The 16,465-nt window shown below is 65.6% G+C and carries 22 protein-coding genes; 11 read left to right on the top strand and 11 right to left on the bottom strand.

Annotated features, from left to right (window positions below; all coding sequences use genetic code 11):
- The first annotated feature begins 142 nt into the window (after positions 1-142).
- Positions 143-337 carry a hypothetical protein gene (locus FGF80_RS19495; RefSeq protein WP_083864639.1) on the top strand — a complete coding sequence of 65 codons (195 nt, stop codon included), beginning with the start codon at positions 143-145 and terminating at the stop codon, positions 335-337.
- Positions 338-423: 86 nt separating this feature from the next.
- Here the strand turns inward: FGF80_RS19495 and FGF80_RS02300 are convergent, their stop codons facing one another.
- Complete coding sequence (locus tag FGF80_RS02300) at positions 424-1,149, bottom strand: metal-dependent hydrolase (protein WP_006186898.1); 726 nt, start codon at positions 1,147-1,149, stop codon at positions 424-426.
- 396 nt (positions 1,150-1,545) lie between these two features.
- On the opposite strand from FGF80_RS02300, the gene FGF80_RS02295 reads away from it, so the two are divergent.
- The 3 genes from FGF80_RS02295 (at position 1,546) to FGF80_RS02285 (ending at position 4,639) form a co-directional block, all read left to right on the top strand.
- Positions 1,546-1,809, top strand: a complete 264-nt coding sequence (locus FGF80_RS02295) for a hypothetical protein (RefSeq protein ID WP_138651997.1) — start codon at positions 1,546-1,548, stop codon at positions 1,807-1,809.
- 90 nt (positions 1,810-1,899) lie between these two features.
- Complete coding sequence (locus tag FGF80_RS02290; RefSeq protein ID WP_138651995.1) at positions 1,900-4,107, top strand: OB-fold nucleic acid binding domain-containing protein; 2,208 nt, start codon at positions 1,900-1,902, stop codon at positions 4,105-4,107.
- A 148-nt stretch (positions 4,108-4,255) separates the two neighbouring features.
- Positions 4,256-4,639: a hypothetical protein gene (locus FGF80_RS02285; RefSeq protein ID WP_138651993.1), complete on the top strand. Its 384-nt coding sequence runs from the start codon at positions 4,256-4,258 to the stop codon at positions 4,637-4,639.
- Positions 4,640-4,708: 69 nt separating this feature from the next.
- Here FGF80_RS02285 and FGF80_RS02280 read toward each other — a convergent pair whose 3' ends face one another.
- The 3 genes from FGF80_RS02280 to FGF80_RS02270 all read right to left on the bottom strand — a co-directional run bounded on the left by FGF80_RS02280 (position 4,709) and on the right by FGF80_RS02270 (position 6,457).
- Complete coding sequence (locus tag FGF80_RS02280) at positions 4,709-5,224, bottom strand: DUF7122 family protein (RefSeq protein WP_138651991.1); 516 nt, start codon at positions 5,222-5,224, stop codon at positions 4,709-4,711.
- Positions 5,224-6,132 (bottom strand): RsmB/NOP family class I SAM-dependent RNA methyltransferase, encoded by a 909-nt coding sequence (locus FGF80_RS02275; protein ID WP_006186903.1) that lies wholly within the window; start codon positions 6,130-6,132, stop codon positions 5,224-5,226. The genes FGF80_RS02280 and FGF80_RS02275 overlap by 1 nt, the downstream gene beginning before the upstream one ends.
- 61 nt (positions 6,133-6,193) lie before the next feature.
- Positions 6,194-6,457: a hypothetical protein gene (locus tag FGF80_RS02270; RefSeq protein ID WP_138651989.1), complete on the bottom strand. Its 264-nt coding sequence runs from the start codon at positions 6,455-6,457 to the stop codon at positions 6,194-6,196.
- A 119-nt stretch (positions 6,458-6,576) separates the two neighbouring features.
- Between FGF80_RS02270 and FGF80_RS02265 the strand changes: the two genes are divergently transcribed.
- From FGF80_RS02265 to FGF80_RS02250, 5 genes are all read left to right on the top strand, one after another.
- Positions 6,577-7,323 carry a proteasome assembly chaperone family protein gene (locus FGF80_RS02265; protein ID WP_138651987.1) on the top strand — a complete coding sequence of 249 codons (747 nt, stop codon included), beginning with the start codon at positions 6,577-6,579 and terminating at the stop codon, positions 7,321-7,323.
- Between the two features lie 88 nt (positions 7,324-7,411).
- The gene (locus FGF80_RS19730; protein ID WP_269150338.1) at positions 7,412-7,537 is read left to right on the top strand and encodes a hypothetical protein; all 126 of its coding nucleotides are present in this window, start codon (positions 7,412-7,414) and stop codon (positions 7,535-7,537) included.
- 125 nt (positions 7,538-7,662) lie between these two features.
- Positions 7,663-8,505, top strand: a complete 843-nt coding sequence (locus FGF80_RS02260; protein WP_138651985.1) for an aldo/keto reductase — start codon at positions 7,663-7,665, stop codon at positions 8,503-8,505.
- Between the two features lie 119 nt (positions 8,506-8,624).
- Positions 8,625-9,392: a hypothetical protein gene (locus FGF80_RS02255; RefSeq protein WP_138651983.1), complete on the top strand. Its 768-nt coding sequence runs from the start codon at positions 8,625-8,627 to the stop codon at positions 9,390-9,392.
- Between the two features lie 78 nt (positions 9,393-9,470).
- Positions 9,471-9,662 (top strand): DUF7333 family protein, encoded by a 192-nt coding sequence (locus FGF80_RS02250; protein WP_006186907.1) that lies wholly within the window; start codon positions 9,471-9,473, stop codon positions 9,660-9,662.
- A 51-nt stretch (positions 9,663-9,713) separates the two neighbouring features.
- Here FGF80_RS02250 and FGF80_RS02245 read toward each other — a convergent pair whose 3' ends face one another.
- The 3 genes from FGF80_RS02245 to FGF80_RS02235 form a co-directional block, all read right to left on the bottom strand.
- Positions 9,714-10,949 (bottom strand): AGE family epimerase/isomerase, encoded by a 1,236-nt coding sequence (locus FGF80_RS02245; RefSeq protein WP_006186908.1) that lies wholly within the window; start codon positions 10,947-10,949, stop codon positions 9,714-9,716.
- Between the two features lie 118 nt (positions 10,950-11,067).
- Positions 11,068-12,039: a phosphoadenosine phosphosulfate reductase family protein gene (locus FGF80_RS02240; protein ID WP_138651982.1), complete on the bottom strand. Its 972-nt coding sequence runs from the start codon at positions 12,037-12,039 to the stop codon at positions 11,068-11,070.
- 17 nt (positions 12,040-12,056) lie between these two features.
- Positions 12,057-12,278 (bottom strand): hypothetical protein, encoded by a 222-nt coding sequence (locus tag FGF80_RS02235; protein WP_006186910.1) that lies wholly within the window; start codon positions 12,276-12,278, stop codon positions 12,057-12,059.
- An 83-nt stretch (positions 12,279-12,361) separates the two neighbouring features.
- Here FGF80_RS02235 and FGF80_RS02230 point away from each other — a divergent pair, with 83 nt between their 5' ends.
- Positions 12,362-13,108 (top strand): SDR family oxidoreductase, encoded by a 747-nt coding sequence (locus FGF80_RS02230; RefSeq protein ID WP_138651980.1) that lies wholly within the window; start codon positions 12,362-12,364, stop codon positions 13,106-13,108.
- On the opposite strand, the gene FGF80_RS02225 is transcribed toward FGF80_RS02230, so the two are convergent.
- Complete coding sequence (locus FGF80_RS02225; protein WP_138651978.1) at positions 13,105-13,614, bottom strand: hypothetical protein; 510 nt, start codon at positions 13,612-13,614, stop codon at positions 13,105-13,107. The two genes, FGF80_RS02230 and FGF80_RS02225, sit on opposite strands and share 4 nt — an antisense overlap.
- Positions 13,615-13,733: 119 nt before the next feature.
- On the opposite strand from FGF80_RS02225, the gene FGF80_RS02220 reads away from it, so the two are divergent.
- Positions 13,734-14,300 carry a hypothetical protein gene (locus FGF80_RS02220; RefSeq protein WP_138651976.1) on the top strand — a complete coding sequence of 189 codons (567 nt, stop codon included), beginning with the start codon at positions 13,734-13,736 and terminating at the stop codon, positions 14,298-14,300.
- A gap of 68 nt (positions 14,301-14,368) precedes the next feature.
- Here the strand turns inward: FGF80_RS02220 and FGF80_RS02215 are convergent, their stop codons facing one another.
- From FGF80_RS02215 to FGF80_RS02205, 3 genes are all read right to left on the bottom strand, one after another.
- A complete protein-coding gene (locus FGF80_RS02215) occupies positions 14,369-14,953 on the bottom strand; it encodes a DUF7110 family protein (protein ID WP_006186914.1) in 585 nt (194 codons plus the stop codon).
- A gap of 119 nt (positions 14,954-15,072) precedes the next feature.
- The gene (locus FGF80_RS02210) at positions 15,073-15,417 is read right to left on the bottom strand and encodes a glutaredoxin family protein (protein ID WP_006186915.1); all 345 of its coding nucleotides are present in this window, start codon (positions 15,415-15,417) and stop codon (positions 15,073-15,075) included.
- A 128-nt stretch (positions 15,418-15,545) separates the two neighbouring features.
- Positions 15,546-16,343, bottom strand: a complete 798-nt coding sequence (locus FGF80_RS02205; protein WP_006186916.1) for a M14 family metallopeptidase — start codon at positions 16,341-16,343, stop codon at positions 15,546-15,548.
- Positions 16,344-16,465 lie beyond the last annotated feature (122 nt).

Below are 16,465 nucleotides of genomic sequence, written 5' to 3'. Positions count from 1 at the left end.
TCTCATTATTTGTAGTATTAATAAGACTGTTGGCCCGATTGTTTCAGTCCCGTACGTATGGGAAGAAGTCGTGGCACACCAGTTCAGATACCCTGCGTTTGCAGCGGCGTTTGTTTCCCCGATACGGGTATATCGGTTGTATATGGACCCCATCAATAGACGGTCAGCGAACACACTCAGCATCGTCTCGACCCTGCTAGACAGCGCGCTGGCGTTTCGGCGCGGCCGTCGAAAGAGCGGCCTCCTGCTCCTCGCCGCAGCCGCGCTTTCGTCTCGAGTCCCCGGCCTCGGGACGGCTGTGTCGTTGTTCCTCCGGCTCGTTCGCCGGCTCCGATAGCTCGGGCAAGGATGACCGAACCGGGGCGACCGCGACGGCAAAAAAGAGCGTCGACGTTCGATGCCGTCGGCGCATTCGGTCCCCGTCTACTCGAGTGTGAACGGTTCGTCGGCCTCGAGCGCGTGGACCTCGGTGTCGCTGCCGGTTCCGCGGACCTCGCTGGCGAACGCCGCGGGGTCCTGCTCGATCGGCGGGAAGGTGTCGTAGTGCTGCGGGAATGCGTGGTCGACATCGAGCCAGTCGACGGCGATCGCGGCCTGCATCGGGCCCATGGTGAAGTGGTCGCCGATCGGGACCGCGGCGGCGTCGGGCTCGAGGTACGGGCCGACGACCTCACGCATCTCGGTCATGAGCGACGTATCGCCCGCGTTGTAGAACGTCGTCGACTCGTCGTCGCTGACCTGCGTCGGTTTCGTATCCGAAACGACGAACCCGGCCGGCATCCCGCCGCTCGTCTCGTTTTCCGTCATGATCCCGTTCGTGTGGTCGGCGCGGGTCATGGTGACGTAAGCGTCGCCACACTCGACGGTTCCGCCGAGGTTCATCCCCATGCCGCCGACGGCATCCTCGAAGCCGAACTCCGCCTCGCAGTAGGAGACGAGTTCCGGTGTCGCGACCAGCGTCGCGTCCGAAAACTCGCCCGCGTGGGCGATGTGATCGGCGTGGCCGTGTGTCAACAGGACGTAGTCCGGCGTGTCGATATCGGACGGCTCGAGGTCGGTCTTCGGATTGTCGAAGAACGGATCGATCAGCAGATCGGTCTCCCCAACGGTGACGTGCCACGTCGAGTGGCCGTGCCAAGTGAGTTCCATAGCGACCGAGTGATTCGTACGAGAACACAATAAAGGTGGGCGAGGTCCGACCATGCCGCCGCGTATCGCGTCGACCCGTGGACCGCGTGTGGCTCCGTACTGTCCGCAACGACTGGTTTCCGACCGGCCTCGGACATGTACTATCACCAACTCTTATACGTTCGGTCTCGGAAGGAGCGGACGCCGCAAGCGAACTGACACACCACGCGTGCGGTCTGGGATCGTATTCCGGTCGGTTCCGGTGTACCGCAACCGCCCGCTCCGTTGCGATCGCCAGGCGGATCCACTCTCACCATTCGGCACCCAACCACTGCGAACCCCCGTGGCGTTCACGGGGTATCAGCACACTGGGCGGCGATGCCGTGGCGTTTTTTACCCGGGGGCCGTACGGCGACTATGCTCGCACTCACGCTCGAGGAGTTCATGCTGGAGCTCAACGACGGCGCGATCAAGAACGTCGGCCCGAACAACAAGGAAGCGACGGTCAAACTGTTCGATGTCGACACCGCCGAGGCAAGGGAGTTCGGTGACAAGCGCATCAAACTCGTCTTCGAGGACGAGGACGACAACGAAGTACAGGTCTCGCTGTTCCCGGAGGACGTTCGCCGGATCGCCGACGATATCGAGGCGCTCGAGGATGATTCGGCGGTTTTCGACTGACCGCGGGGCTATACCGCAGTTGTAACGGTGACCCGCATCGCGAACGCATTTCGACAACCGTTTTAGGGCGAAACCGCTTGGTTCGAGTAGATGGGTAACTGTATCATCTGCGGCACACCCGTTGACGGCGAGATCTGTGAGAGTCACGAGGAGGATGCCGTTTTCGAATTTCGCGGCACGTCTGCCTCGCAGCTCACACCCGGACGCTACTACCGGGGAACCGTCGACGGCTACGCCGACTTCGGTGTCTTCGTCGACATCGGAGACCACGTCACCGGCCTGTTGCATCGAAGCGAACTCGACCAACGACTCGAAAGTCTCGACTGGGAACCGGGGGACGACGTCTTCGTCCAGGTGCTCGACGTTCGAGACAACGGTAACGTCGACCTCGGTTGGTCGATCCGCCAGCGCGAACGCGAGTTCCGCGGCAAACTGATCGAGACGGGCGACGACGAGTATCGACCCGAGGAGTTCGAGGACGACGCCGACGAGTCGGACGCCGAGACGACGACCGAACCCACCTCGTCCGAGGAGTCAGTCGCCGAACGCGACGAACCCACCGACGACCGAGCGGCGACGGCCGGCGAACTGCAGGCCGCCGCCGACGAAACCGAACCCGAATCGGAGACGGACGCCGTCGACGAGCAATCCCCGGCCGCGGAACCCGCTGGCTCCGTCGCGAGCAGCGGTTCGGTCGCGACCGAGTCCGCCGCCGCCTCGACGCCGGCCACTGACGCCGAACCGGACGGCGAATCCGAACCCGCACTCAAGCGCACGACCATCGGCTCCATCGAGAACCAGGTCGGTAGCGTCGTTCATCTCGAGGGCGAGATCACCGGCGTTCGCCAGACCAGCGGTCCGACCGTCTTCGAACTGCGCGACGAGACCGCCACCGTCGAGTGTGCGGCCTTCGAGGAGGCCGGCGTTCGCGCCTACCCCGATGTCGAACTCGACGACGTCGTCGCCCTGGAGGGCGAGGTCGAACACCACCACGGCGACCTACAGGTCGAGACCGAGTCCCTCGATATTCTCGAGGGTGACGAGCGAGACACCGTCGTCGACCGCCTCGAGAGCGCGCTCGAACGCGAGGCCCGGCCGGCCGACGTCGAGTTGCTGGCCGATCACGACGCGGTCGCGGCCGTCGAGTCGAATATCGCCGACGCGGCGACCGCGATCCGACGGGCCGTCATGGAAGCGCGGCCGATCGTCGTTCGCCACGGTGCGACCGCCGACGGCTACGTCGCCGGTGCCGCCATCGAGCGCGCCGTGCTCCCGCTGATTCGCGAGAAACACACCCGCGAGGACGCGGAGTATCACTACTTCGAGCGACGTCCGCTCGACGGCCGCGTCTACGACATGGACGCCGCCACCAACGACGTCACCTCGATGCTCGAGGCACGCGAGCGCCACGGCGAGCAACTCCCGCTCGTCGTCCTCATCGACGCCGGATCGACCGTCGAGTCCACTGACGGCTACGAACTACTCTCGCTGTACGACGCCGAGGCGCTCGTCATCGACGACAGCCGAGCCGACGACGAGGTTACCGACGCCGTCGGCGTCGATGTCGCACCGTCGCTAGCCGGCGTCGACGTCAGTGATGTCACCTCGACCGCGCTGGCAACGAACGTCGCAGCCCACGTCAACGACGACGTGCGCGACGATCTCGAGCACCTCCCCGCGGTCAGCTACTGGGAGGACACGCCCGAGGCGTACCTCGAACTCGCGACCGAAGCCGGCTACGACGAGACCGGCGTCTCCGAGCGCCGCGAAGCCGTCGCGCTCGAGGCCTACTATCAGTCCTACAAGGACAAGCGCGAACTCGTGATCGACCTGCTGTTCGGCGACGGCGACGAATCCGGACGGCCCCGGGACGGCGATCTCGCGGCCCACGTCTCCGAGCAGTTCCGCGACAAACTCGAGACCGAACTCGAGACGGCCCGCGAGAACCTCACGGTGGAAGGCGTCAACGGCGTCACCGTCTCCGTGCTCGACACGGACGCCTTCACCCACCGCTACAACTTCCCGACGACGATCCTGCTGCTGGACGCGCTCCACCGCAGCGAACGGGACCGAGCGGACTCGCCGTACGTCACGCTCGGCGTCGGCGATGACGAACTCCACGTCCGCGCGACGGCCCCGGTCAACGTCCGTGATCTCGGCGACTCGATTGCCGAGGCCGTGCCCAACGGCGGCGTCAGCGTCGTCGGCGGCCAGGACGGCCACGTCGAGTTCCTGCCCGGCGAACGCGACGCGGTCCGCGAGGCGGCGCTCGAGGCGCTCGGCGAGACGCTCGCGTAAGCCCCGCCTTCCTCCGTCGTCGACGATCGAACAGCGACGGCTCCGGCTATCTGTCCGTTTCGTTCGGCCGAGGACAAATATATACGGCAGCCTGTGGCCACGAATTTAGGTCAGCAGGTTTAATTCAAGCCCCACGAAACGGTGTCGCATGACGGAGTCGACGTGGTGGTACGGCATCGTTCCGTTTCCCGTCGTGGTATTGACGGCGTTGATAACGCGTGTCGCGTTCCGGGCGTTCGCTGCTGCGGCTCACCCGTCGACCGACGCGCCGCTGGGTGCGAGCGTCGCGTGGTTCGCACTGCAGACGCTCTCCTTCTGGACGGGGGTCCTCGTGGCCGTGCTCGTCCTCGGGTGTTTGCTCGCTGACTGCCGTGCGCTCAGCGGGAACGAGACGTGGTCGCCGAGCGGCTGGTGGGGGCTCGCCGGCGTCGTCCATCTCGGCGGGGTGATCGTCCCGAAGCTCCTGCTCCTCTCGGTGCCGGCGCTCTCCGCCTATCTGTACCGTCGCCACGTCCGCCTCGGACGCCCCTGAGAGAAACAGCCGTCGGGGAGCGTGTCTCGCCGAGACCGTCTCTCGAGTGGTCGCTCGCGTTCCCCGTCGCTACGGCTCGAGGTCCCGTTGTCGTCCCTTCGGGACCATCGAACGGAGTTCGCCGTGAACGTAGAGGCCGACGCCGATCGCTTCGGACTCGCCCGCAATCTCGTGGGCGGCGATCAGATACCCCCAGTCGCCGTCCCACCACTCGAGCGTCTGGTCCTCGCCGGCGGCGAAGCGACGCGCCTGCTCGCGGTCGAGGTCGATCACGCACTCGGTGGCGTGGCCGCCAACGCGCTGGACGAAATCCGTCGTCGGCTTCCAGTGTTCCTGTCGCGTGCGGAGGCAGGTCATTCCGATCGCCTCGATCTCCAGCGTCGTCGGGGCCTCGCCGCGGTAAATCCAGATCTTCCCCGCACCCTTCTCCCAGAAGGTGTAGTCGTCGAACGTCTCCGGTGGGATGCCGAACCGATCCGCGAAGTAGTCGACCACCGCCTCGCGCGTGGCTCGCCCGTCGACGGTGCGTTCGGCGTCGGTCGCGGGGAGTCGGTCGAACCGCTGACCGTCGTTGCCGTCGGCCATCAGGCGGTCACCTCCAGTTTCGCGACGAAGAACCCGCCGGTGTCGTTCTGGTGGGGATAGATCCGGGCCGCCCGCTCGAGGCGCTCGTCGAAGCTCTCGCCGTTCCACGCCGTCAGTCCCGGCGCGTGCGCTAGATCGAGGTCGAAGTCGACGACGCGACAGGACTCGTTGTCGAGGGCGTGCTGAACGACGGCCTCGTTCTCCTCGGGGGCGAAGGTACACGTCGAGTAGACGACCGTCCCGCCCTCGCGGGTGGCCTGGATCGCTCGTCGGATGATCCCCTTCTGGATGCCCGCGACGGAGGAGATGTGGCCCTCCGACCAGTTGTCGAGCGCGTCGGGGTTCTTCCGGATCGTCCCCTCGCAGGAACAGGGGGCGTCGACGAGGGTCCGATCGAACGCGTCGAAGTCGAACCGCTCGAGCGAGTAGTTGCGCGCGTCGGCGTTGGTCACGGCGAGGCTGGTCGCGCCGAGTCGCTCGGCGTTGAACCGCAGCGCCGAGATGCGGCCGAGGTTGTTGTCGTTTGCGACGACCGTCCCGCGGTCGTCCATCAGCGCCGCGATCTGGGTCGCCTTGCCGCCGGGCGCGGCACAGCAGTCCCAGACCCGGTCGCCGGGCTGTGGATCGAGAACGACCGGCGGCACCGCCGAGACCTCCTCCTGGCCGTGGGTAAAGCCGTGGAAGGAGGTCCACGTCGATCCCGGCGAGTCGGTCTCGAGGGTCAGGACGCGCGGGTTCCAGTCGGCTTGGTCGTAGTCGACGCCCGCCTCGTCGAGGGCCGCGAGCGTCCGCTCGACCGAGGCCTTGATCGTGTTGACGCGGACGGCGTTGCCGAGCGGCCGCTCGCAGGCCGCGAGGAACGCGTCGAAATCGTCGATAATCGGTCGATACCGCTCGAGTGGCTCCATCGGCTCGGGGTTCGAGCGACTGGCGCTTGTGGGTTTCGAAGCCGACGCCGGATCGCCGGGCTCACTTCCGGACGGGCGGCACCAGACCGAACGCGACACCGGCCAGCACAACGGCCCCGAGGATGAGACCGACGGCGAGTTCGGTGGACGCATCGACGAGCAGCCCTCTCGTCCCGAGGGCCAGGAACAGCAGTGCGAACCCAAGCAAGAGGACCGTTCCGATCGCGTCGAAAATCGCGTCCGCGTACGCCGCACGGACGAGCGCGTACCGGGCGTCGGAATCACGGTCGTCGGCCGGGTCGCGGTCCGTTTCCGGCGTCGGCATCGGTATCGAATCGTCGGACGCGACCGACATAACAGACAGGGTGCTCACACGAATTGCCCGAGAGATCGCCGACGGTCCCGGCCCTCGATTTTATGCCGGTGACGGCCATCGGTCGGAGTATGGCAGGTATCCGCGTTCAGGGACCGGAGCCGGACCTCGAGAACCCCACGCTCGTCGAGGGGTTTCCAGGCGTCGGCCTCGTCGGAAAGATCGCGACCGACCACCTCGTCGAGCAACTCGACATGCGCTACTACGCGAGCGTCAACTGCGAGGGGTTACCCCGGATCGGCGTCTACCGCAGCGGCGACCGGACGGCGCGGCCGCCGGTGCGCCTCTACGTCAGCGAGGAACACGACCTCATCGCCCTCCAGAGCGACGCGCCGATCGCGTCCCAGGCCGTCGAGAGCGTCGCCGACTGTCTGACCGGCTGGATCGTCGACCGGGCGGCGACGCCGATCTACCTCAGCGGCCTCCCCGCCGAGCGCGAGAACGGAACCCGTCCCGCCCTCTACGGCGTCGCGACCGGCGACGCCGGCGACCGGCTCGAGTCGACCGACATCGCGATGCCGCCGGAGGACGGTGTCATCACGGGGCCGACGGGGGCGCTCATCAACCGCGCCGCACACGAGGACTACGGGAGCCTCGCCCTCGTCGTCGAGTGTAACCATCAGTTCCCCGACCCCGAAGCCGCGAGCGTCCTGCTCGAGGACGGGATCGGTCCGGTCGCGGGCATCGAAATCGACGTCCAGGAACTCGTCGACCGGGCCGAAGAGATCCGCGCGAAGCGAGAGCAACTGGCCCAGCAGATGCAAGCGATCGGGCAGGACGAGAGCTCGCAGGCCCAGCCGCTGCGGATGTATCAGTAAGGCCGGACCGCGGTCGATCGTCGAGTCAGGGCGGTCGGACGTGACCGTCGGGAGAGCAGCGAGCAGCTCGTCTCATAGTGCTAGACACATGTCACGTGAGACACCGCTCATCCGGCCGTCAGCAGTGGCACTCGCCGATCGAATCCGCGACGCCGCTCTCGCGGCGAGTGCGACACTCGAGCGCGAACGGGCCTGGGGGCAGTTGTCCGAGTAACGGACGGCGAACGGTGCGCAACGATCACGGACCGCATTCGCCGATAGCCGAGGATCGCGCTGTCGCAAGGCGAACCCCTATCCGCTACCCAAACCCATTTTCCCGCTCTGCTCCATCGATCGCACATGGGAACCAACGACGCCGAACAGACCGCCCCCGAAACGTATCCGTCCGCAAATGGGATGCCGATGCTCGGACTTGGCACCTGGCAGAACGACGACGCCGAACAGTGCGTCGAAAGCGTCCGCACGGCTCTCGACGCGGGCTATCGACACATCGACACCGCACAGGCCTACGACAACGAGGCCGCCGTCGGCGAGGGCATCGCGCAGGCCGATGTCGACCGCGAGGATATCTTCCTTGCGACCAAGATCTGGATCACGAACCTCGAGCACGACGATGTCCTCGAGACGGCTCGGGACAGTCTCGACCGGCTCGGCGTCGACTACGTCGACCTGCTGTACGTCCACTGGCCGGCGGGCGAGTACGACGCCGAGGGGACCCTCTCGGCATTTTCCGAACTCTACGACGAGGGTCTGATCGAGAACGTCGGCGTCAGTAACTTCCAGCCCGAGCACCTCGAGGAGGCCGTCGACATCTGTGACGCGCCGATCTTCGCGAATCAGGTCGAACTTCACCCGCTGCTTCCCCAGGACGAGCTCAGGGAAGTCTGCGAGAACCACGACATCGAGGTCGTCGGCTACTCGCCGCTGGCCCGCGGACAGGTGTTCGACCAGCCCGAGATGCAGGCGGTCGCGGAGAAACACGGCGTCACCGAGGCGCAGGTCAGTCTCGCCTGGGCCCGCGAGAAGGGCGTTACCGCGATCCCGAAGGCGACCGGCGAGGACCACATCGAGGACAACTTGGCGTCGCTGACGGTCGAACTCGACCAGGACGACATCGACACGATCGACGCGATCGACGAGACGAGTCGCGAGGTCGATCCCGACTTCGCGCCCTGGAACTGAGCGACGACATCGGTTTTCGAGCCGGCCTGCGAGAACCGCCCGAACTGACGGCCGGCTGACCGATCGACAGCGAAGAAAAAGCAGGAAAGTTTACGGTACATCGGCTTTTTGGCTCGCGTATGTCTACCCGCTCGCGAAGCGGCGGTGGTGGGTTCGTCGGCGCGGTGAGAACCGACGTTCGCCGGTTGCACGGAGCCTGGATGGAACTCGTATTTCCTCGGCAGCGCGGTCGCGGTCACTCCGTCATGGGCAAGTGGGAACCGGAGACGCTCCCGCAGAAGATCAGCTATCACGGCTGGAGCACCCTGGGACTCATCGGCTTGCTCGTCCTCTATCCGCTTACCGTCCTCGGCCTCGCAACTCGCTACTACGCGGCGAAACTCGACTCGACGCAGACGCGACTCGGGATCATCGGCGTGACGACGGTGGCGCTGGTCGGCTGGGGCGCGCTGACGCTCATCTGGGGCGCGATGTCCTATCTCGAGCAGGTCGACGTCCCGATTAACGCCGTCCTCGCGGTCGGCCTCGCCAGCATCGTCGCGACGGTCTCGACGGCCCTCGCGGCGACGTGTTCGAAGTTCGGGGGCCGCGGAACGACGGTCGGTCTCGCGTACCCGTTCGCGATGACCGCGTTATTCCTGCCGCCGGTCGTCGCCGCGCTCGTCACGCCGTCGCTCGAGGAGGTCGTCCTCGAGCCCAGCTACGACCTCGCCGTCTGGGTGCTCGACAACGTGTTGTTCGTCGGCGGCTTGAACGACTACCTCCGCGGGAATTTCACCCTCGAAGGAGCCGCCTACGCCGGGATGTGGGTCGGCCTCTCGTTCCCGCTTGGCTGGTTCCTCGGCGGCGTCGTCGAGTTGGCGAACCTGGTTCGTCCCTCGGAGTAGCCTCAATTTTCCCGCAGCCGCCGTGAACGGACTGCCGATTCCCGGTACCATTAGGGGCTTCCCTGCTAACGACCGTTCATGGAGTTCGATGGAACGAAGACGGCAGTGGCGTTTCTCGTTGTAATCGCACTCGGTGTTGGCGGATTACTCGCCGCACCGATGATGGCGATGAGCACCGTATTGATGATGGTCGCACCGTCGATGATCGTGTTCGGGTTGCTCATGCTCGTGCTCGGCGTCAAACACGGCGAGTATCGGGCGACTCGCTGACCTGGTCGACGGAAGCCGGTCCGAACCGTCGAACCGAACCCCGGGTATTGCTCACCGCTCGTCCGCTCGAGGCCCGAACGACGACCGTCCGTCGGCCTCGAGCGCTCGCAGCCCGAGCCAGCAGTTCGTCAGCGGATGGTAGCCGGGTTCGACCGCCGGTCCGTGGTTCGGCCCGTCGCGGTCGTGGTCGCGCGTGAGTCGCTCGTACCAGTTGCCGTACCGCGGATTGATCAGGTGCTCGCCCGCGTACGCCCAGAGCCGGTCGTACCACTCGAGGGCTGCCGGCGATGCCCGGTCCGTCTCGCGGTCGGCCCGGCACAACAGCGCGCTCGCGCCGATCGCCTCGGCGTGCACCCAGCCGTACTTGTCGGGGACGATCGGCTCCCCGTCGGCCGTCACGGTGTAGTAGAGGCCGCCGTACTCGTCGTCCCAGCCCAGGTCGACGGCGGTCTCGAAGAGGTCGTGGGCGCGCTCGAGCAGCCAGTCCTCGGGCCGGTGAGCGGCCAGCAGCGCCAACAGCTTCGCCCACTCGGCGTGATGGCCGGGCTGGTACCCCGGTGGTCTGAACCGGTGGCGGGGACTGTCAGCGTTGTACGACCGGTCCGGCTCCCACGCCTCCGTGAAGTGCTCCCAGAGGAGTCCGTCGGTCGCCGCAGTGACACCGCGGGTGAACCGGTCGGCGACCCTGACTGCCCGCTCGAGGTACCGGTCCGCGCCCGTGGCCTCGTACGCAGCGATCAGGGCCTCGCAGGCGTGCATATTGGCGTTCTGGCCACGATACGAGGCGAGGTCCCAGTCAGGCGACGCGCGGTCGGCGTAGAGTCCGTGGGACGGGTCCCAGAACCGCTCCTCGAGAACGCCGAACGCCCGCTCGAGTTCGGCTCGAGCGCCGGGGAGCCCCGCCTGCAGCGCCCGGGCGGCGGCGAGCAGGACGAACGCGTGTCCGTAACAGTACCGCGTCCGGTCGGTCGGCGTCCGCCCGTCGAGGAGCCAGTCGTATCCCGCTCGGTCGTCGTCCCAGTGGACGGTCGAGAGGAATCGAAGGCCGTGTTCGGCGGCGTACTCACACCAGTTCGGCCCGTCGGCGAGGACGCCCAGGCTGAAGTTGTGGACGCCGCGGGCCGTCGCAACGAGGTGTTTCGTCCGGGCGTCGTAGACGTGGCCGTCGCGTTCGTCGAGCTGTGCGACGTAGCCGCCGACGGCCGTATCCAGACAGTCCGGATAGTAGAAGTTCAATACGTCCCGAAACCGATGACGGAGGCCGGCCCGCGTTCGGTAGATAGTCATCACGGCGCATGTTCACTCGAAGCAGCAATAAAGGCGCGCGAACGTGGAACGCGTTCGACGGCTCGACGATGGCGACCCGCCGAGCCGACCCAATCGTCCACTGACAGCTACGCCGAGGTTACATGTATCCGAGGTCGCGCAGGCGCTCCATCAGGTCCTCCTTGTCCTGAGCGCGGCCGGCGCGTTCGGTCGTTCCCTCGAGGTCCTGCAGCCACGCGGGGTCCTCGTCGGACTTCTCGGTGCTAACTTCGCTGCCCAGCGAGCGGAAGCCGGCGAAGTACTTCGGCGAGATCGGGACATCGTCCTGTTCGACGCCCTCGGGGAGGTCGTCGTCGGCTTCGGGAACGTAGCCCTCCTCGGGGAAGTTCTCGACCGTGTCCGGCACCACGAAGTTCCAGAAGGCCTCCCAGACGGCGGCCTCGTCGAACTGCAGGATGGGCTGGATGCGGTCGTGGGGCGGGTAGATGTCGGGGTCGTGGCGCGGCGAGAAGAACGTCTCGTCGGCGCGGGCCTCCTGTTCGTCCCAGCGGACGCCGGAGATGACGCCGTCGATGTCGTGCTCCTCGAGCGCGTCGTTGAGCGCGACCGTCTTCAGCAGGTGGTTACCGACGTAGGTGTCGAGCAGGAACGGGAACGTGTCCTCTTCGTACTCGAGGATGTCCTCGACGTGGTGCTGGTTGTGCTCCGAGAGCGCCGAGATGTCGATCTCGTCGCCGGGCTCTAAGCCGTGTTCGTCGACGTACTCGCCGACGTCCTCGTTGCGCGCGTAGATGACCTCGAGATCCCACTCGTCGGCCCAGTGGTCGACGAAGTCGTGGATCTCGTCGAAGTGCTGGTAGTGGTCGATGAAGACCGCGGGCGGGACCTCGAGATCGAAGCGGTCGGCGACCTCTTTGATGAAATACAGCGTGAGCGTCGAGTCCTTGCCGCCGGTCCACATGACCGCCGGGTTCTCGTACTCCGCCAATCCCTCGCGGGTGACCTCGATCGCCTTCTCGATCTTGTCCTGGATGTGCGGATACTCGTCGGGGGCTTCACCTTCGCCGTCGGTATAATCGACATCCGCGTAGTCGGGAGCGGTCTCGGCCATATCGTAATTAGATATAATTAGGAGGTGTAAATCTTTTGGGTCGGCGGAAAGACCTGTCGGCAGTAGGCCTCCTCACCTCGGCCCACTCGCCGGGCCCACGCCCCGGTGACCCGTTCGAAAACGCCGTCGTTGGACGACCCCGCAAAGCGTCCGAGCACGATCGCGATCCTCCCGTCAAGCAGCGGTCGGGCCGCGAACGTCGGCCGTCGAACGCCTTCTTTCTTCGATTCGGTGCTCACAGTGGGCACGGATCGTCTTCGGGCGGCTGAAGGTGACGGCCTGGCGAACGTATTACTCGATGGCCCCGAAAGCACCCGTTTGCATGCCAACGCTACACGACGAGACGATCATCGTGACCGGTGCGAGCAAAGGACTGGGGCGCTCGATGGCGCTACACCTCACGGAGCGCGGCGCGAACGTCGTCCTTGTGGCCCGAAGCGAGGACGAGCTCGCGGCCGTCGCGGACGCGGCCGACGGCGAGACGTTAGTCGCCCCGGCGGACGTGCGCGACCCCGACGCCATCGACGACGTCGTCCGGTCGACGGTCGAGCGCTTCGGAACCCCCGACACGCTGTTCAACAACGCCGGGGTTCCGGGCCGACACTTCGGCGACGACCGCGGTGCTCTCGTCAATACGGACGACGCGGAGTGGACCCGAATCATCGAGAACAACCTCACCGGCGTCGCCCTGTTCACGAAGCGCGTCCTCGAGGCGATGCTCGAGGCCGACGAGACGTCGGGCAACGTCGTCAACGTCTCCTCGGGACTCGGGACGGCTGCGGTTCCCAACGCTGCGCCGTACGTTAGCTCCAAATGGGGGCTCGAAGGGTTTACACGGGCGGTCGCGCTCGAGGTCGACGCCGACGGGATCAACGTCAACGCGATCGATCCCGGCGGCCGGGTCAACACGCAGATCTGGGAACACCTCCCCGACGCCGAACGGCAGGAGATCCTACAACCGGACGTGATGGACGACGCCGCCGCGCTGCTCGCGGCACAGGGGCCCGACGGCGTCACCGGCGAGTCGATGACCGCCGACGAGTGGGAGGACCGACTCGCCGAAAGCTAAGGGTTCGAGTCGCAGTCGTACGACACGTCTCGAATCGTCGTGTCCTCATAGATGTAGAACGGATCGGACACCGCGAACCGGAGGGTCACGTCGGCCGTCCCGTCGTCCGTGACGGTGTCCGAACACGACAGGACGACCTCGCCGGATTCCCCTTCGGTCAGCGACGCTGGCGATTTGCTGACCTCGAGCGTGTCATCGGACGCGCCCGCAATGGCGGTAACATCGGCACTGACGGTCGCATAGTCGGCGACGTATCTGTTTTCGAGCGCGGCAACCGTCCGTGGTTGCTCATCCGTATAACAGTAGAACCAAAAACAATCGTAATTGGAGATTTCCCTGGATCCGTACTCGTCCTGTATCGAGAGGTATGCATCGGTCTCCGCGGCGACGGAGGTGGATGCGTCCCGTTGTGCGACGAGTTGCTCGACGGAGCCGAGCTGTGCGACACCGAGAACCGCACCCAGCACGATCAACAGCACGCCGAACGCCTTCAGGGATCGATTCATGAGCGGGCTGAAATCGTCGAGTGACGCTCGGGGCCACACGGCGATTCGCTTGACACCGAATTATTATATAGTAACAACCTTAAACTTTGATGTACGCGCGACAGAGGTGACTGGGGGTTATGAAACGTCGAACGGTTTTGATCGGGTTCGGTGCGATCGTCGTCGGCGGCGGGACCGCGTTCGGTACCGGCGCGTTCAGTCGAACCGAAGCGGATCGCGGAGTCAGCGTTTCTACCACGGTCGACGACGCTGCCCTCTTGGGGCTCGCGTCCGGGTCGGGCGACGCCGCCGATTTCGTGACCGGGGGGAGCGAGGGGGCGATCAGCATCGACTTGACCGCTGTCGAAAACGGTGTGACTGACCCGGGAGAGGGTGTAAACGAGGGTTCGGTCACGGCGTTTCCGAACCTCATTGAAGCGGAAAACCGATCGTCTCACACGCTCGAGTTATCCGTGGTGGTGCCGCCGACCGGTGGCATCATGCTCTTTCCCGAGGGCGGCTTCTCCGGACCCGAACGGATCGCCCGACTCGACGAGCCCGAGAATTACGTTCCGCTCTCACAGGGGGAGACGACGGAGTTGGGGCTCGCGCTCGACGCCGGCTACGGAACGGACCGCATTCCCGGGACGATCGCCGACGGTGATTCGGTCGAACTCGAACTCCGTACGAGCGAGCCGAACGGCTGACTCGATGCCAGCGAGACGGCGTTCCGCGCTGTCGTGTCACACGCCCGTTGCCGACGGGTTGGCCGCTCTCAGTCGGTGATGAACTTGTTATCCCGCCAGTTGACGCCGCCCTGTCCGGAGCCGTGGTCGCGCGGGCCTTCGACGACTTCGATGTCCGCCGGTCGGGGTTCGCCGTCGACGATCCTGGTCGCCTCGAGGTCGCCGTCCCGCTCCGAGATCGCAGTCAGGGTGCCTTTCTCGGCGGCTTCGGCGATACCACAGAGGACGAGGAACATCTGATACTGTAACAGCGAGTTCTGGAGAACGGTCTCGCGGTCGCCCTTGAACGCGGCAAACTCGACGAGTTCGGACTCGATCTCCTCCTCTTCTTCCTCGTCCCAACTGAAGGACTTCTGGCGGCGCTCGTCCGGGTCCTCTTCGTAGACCCGATTTTCGGTGACGCTGGCTTTGAGCTGTGCCGTCGGGGTGTACTTGCTCACCGACTGATCCTCAGCGACGGCTTTGAGAATCAGCGTGTTGTTTCGCCGCGTGATCTCGACATCGGTGATTCCATCGGGGAAGGTCGCGTCGTCGATGTGGTCACGAAGGTCCTCAAGGGGCAGTTCGAGCGTCGAATGCAGCCGATAAACGTGTCTGGATTCCTCTGTTGACATTGTGGGAAGGTGTGTACGGCGATAGTCGTGGTCTGTAAGTACGAGCGCGTGACTTATATGACCTGCTATTAGATGCGTGAACTATCAGTCGGGAGACATTGCTCCCGGGCGATCGCCGCTCACGCGTCGGTAAGCGTCGCCTCGAGTTCGCCGCGCTCGTCGAGTTCCTCGAGAATGTCGGAGCCGCCGACGAACTCGCCGTCGACGAACGTCTGCGGGATGGTCTCCCAGCCGCTCTCCTCGTTGAGAGCCGTCCGGAACTCGTCGAGCGACTCGAGGACGTCGACGGTCTCGTAGTCGTCGCGGTACTGGTCGATGAGGCCGAGCGCCTTCCGGGAGTAGCCACACTGGGGCATGAGTTCGGTCCCCTTCATGAAGAGGACGACCTCGTTTTCCTCGATGGCGTCGGCGACCTGCTGGTTGACTTCGTCCTGGTCGAGACCCTGGTTCGGTGGGAACTCCATGATCTACGGTACGGCGGTGGCGGGGATATGCCTTGTGTCATCCATACTCCCGAGCCCGACCGCGGCCGGTCGGCTCCGGGTCGGATACCGGGCGGGTCGGGAGGACGGTAGGTCGTCGGGGCGACCGGTCAGTCGGCCGCGGTCGTCGTCTCGAGGACGTCGAGCTTCTCCGCGGCGTAGCCGAAGACGTCCCGATACCCGTTCGAGGACATGAGGACGGGATAGAAGCGTTCGTCGGCGACCTGTTCGTCGCCGTCGGCGGCGGCGAAGGGTGCGCCCGCCTCGACCGGCGTGAAGTTCTCGACGAAGACCTCGTAGGTGTCGGCCTGCTGTTTCCGAATGACGTCGGTGAGCCGGTAGACGGGGAGTTCGCGGTCGACGGTGTCGCCGGGCAACGCGCCGACAGCGGTGAGGAAGGCGCGAGTCAGGCGATCGGCGTTCTGGGCCGCCGTCTCCGAGCCCTGAAGACCACACTCGACTTCGACGGTGTCGACGGCCGAAAAGAGCCGTCCGTCCGCGAAGTTGCTCGTTTCGACCATCGCCGCCACGGGCAGTTGCGGGACGATTTCCGTCGCCGTCTCGCTGACCCCGTTGACGATCGCGAAGGGGTCGGCGTGGCTCTGCGTGGAATGCATCGAGAACGTCAGACAGCCCTCGAGTTCCGAGACGAGGGCGGCCGCGAGCCGCCCTTCGTGTGTCTTGGCGTCCGGATCGCCGGGGAACGTACGGTTGAGGTCCTCGTCGATGAAGCGAACCCGTCGTTCCAGCGCCGCCTCGTTGGCGACGACGAGCTTGACGGGACGGTTGACGGTCGGGCGTTCGTCGAGTAGTCGCTCGACGGCACGGACGCCACAGGGTTCATCCCCGTGGATGCCCGCGACGACTGCGATCTCCGGCGTTCCCGACCCGAGCTGTGCAACTCTCATTGTACGATACTTGGGCCGCGGCGTGAAAGGCGATTCGGTCTCTCGCAGGACCGACCAGTCAGCGATCGTGACCGGTCGGCCGGGACCGCGACACTGCCAGCCGCTATGGGCAGCGCCGCCCA

This window comes from Natrinema pallidum, from assembly GCF_005890195.1.
Lineage (GTDB): Archaea > Halobacteriota > Halobacteria > Halobacteriales > Natrialbaceae > Natrinema > Natrinema pallidum.
The sequence above is the reverse complement of the archived record's forward strand: the minus strand, read 5'-3'. Positions and strand labels throughout refer to the sequence as shown.

What these genes read in the sequence shown, in the direction of transcription:
- FGF80_RS19495 (WP_083864639.1), top strand. Translation starts at nt 143, where the DNA reads ATGGACCCCATCAATAGACGGTCAGCGAACACACTCAGCATCGTCTCG.
- FGF80_RS02300 (WP_006186898.1), bottom strand. Translation starts at nt 1,149, where the DNA reads ATGGAACTCACTTGGCACGGCCACTCGACGTGGCACGTCACCGTTGGG.
- FGF80_RS02295 (WP_138651997.1), top strand. Translation starts at nt 1,546, where the DNA reads ATGCTCGCACTCACGCTCGAGGAGTTCATGCTGGAGCTCAACGACGGC.
- FGF80_RS02290 (WP_138651995.1), top strand. Translation starts at nt 1,900, where the DNA reads ATGGGTAACTGTATCATCTGCGGCACACCCGTTGACGGCGAGATCTGT.
- FGF80_RS02285 (WP_138651993.1), top strand. Translation starts at nt 4,256, where the DNA reads ATGACGGAGTCGACGTGGTGGTACGGCATCGTTCCGTTTCCCGTCGTG.
- FGF80_RS02280 (WP_138651991.1), bottom strand. Translation starts at nt 5,224, where the DNA reads ATGGCCGACGGCAACGACGGTCAGCGGTTCGACCGACTCCCCGCGACC.
- FGF80_RS02275 (WP_006186903.1), bottom strand. Translation starts at nt 6,132, where the DNA reads ATGGAGCCACTCGAGCGGTATCGACCGATTATCGACGATTTCGACGCG.
- FGF80_RS02270 (WP_138651989.1), bottom strand. Translation starts at nt 6,457, where the DNA reads ATGCCGACGCCGGAAACGGACCGCGACCCGGCCGACGACCGTGATTCC.
- FGF80_RS02265 (WP_138651987.1), top strand. Translation starts at nt 6,577, where the DNA reads ATGGCAGGTATCCGCGTTCAGGGACCGGAGCCGGACCTCGAGAACCCC.
- FGF80_RS19730 (WP_269150338.1), top strand. Translation starts at nt 7,412, where the DNA reads ATGTCACGTGAGACACCGCTCATCCGGCCGTCAGCAGTGGCACTCGCC.
- FGF80_RS02260 (WP_138651985.1), top strand. Translation starts at nt 7,663, where the DNA reads ATGGGAACCAACGACGCCGAACAGACCGCCCCCGAAACGTATCCGTCC.
- FGF80_RS02255 (WP_138651983.1), top strand. Translation starts at nt 8,625, where the DNA reads ATGTCTACCCGCTCGCGAAGCGGCGGTGGTGGGTTCGTCGGCGCGGTG.
- FGF80_RS02250 (WP_006186907.1), top strand. Translation starts at nt 9,471, where the DNA reads ATGGAGTTCGATGGAACGAAGACGGCAGTGGCGTTTCTCGTTGTAATC.
- FGF80_RS02245 (WP_006186908.1), bottom strand. Translation starts at nt 10,949, where the DNA reads ATGACTATCTACCGAACGCGGGCCGGCCTCCGTCATCGGTTTCGGGAC.
- FGF80_RS02240 (WP_138651982.1), bottom strand. Translation starts at nt 12,039, where the DNA reads ATGGCCGAGACCGCTCCCGACTACGCGGATGTCGATTATACCGACGGC.
- FGF80_RS02230 (WP_138651980.1), top strand. Translation starts at nt 12,362, where the DNA reads ATGCCAACGCTACACGACGAGACGATCATCGTGACCGGTGCGAGCAAA.
- FGF80_RS02225 (WP_138651978.1), bottom strand. Translation starts at nt 13,614, where the DNA reads ATGAATCGATCCCTGAAGGCGTTCGGCGTGCTGTTGATCGTGCTGGGT.
- FGF80_RS02220 (WP_138651976.1), top strand. Translation starts at nt 13,734, where the DNA reads ATGAAACGTCGAACGGTTTTGATCGGGTTCGGTGCGATCGTCGTCGGC.
- FGF80_RS02215 (WP_006186914.1), bottom strand. Translation starts at nt 14,953, where the DNA reads ATGTCAACAGAGGAATCCAGACACGTTTATCGGCTGCATTCGACGCTC.
- FGF80_RS02210 (WP_006186915.1), bottom strand. Translation starts at nt 15,417, where the DNA reads ATGGAGTTCCCACCGAACCAGGGTCTCGACCAGGACGAAGTCAACCAG.
- FGF80_RS02205 (WP_006186916.1), bottom strand. Translation starts at nt 16,343, where the DNA reads ATGAGAGTTGCACAGCTCGGGTCGGGAACGCCGGAGATCGCAGTCGTC.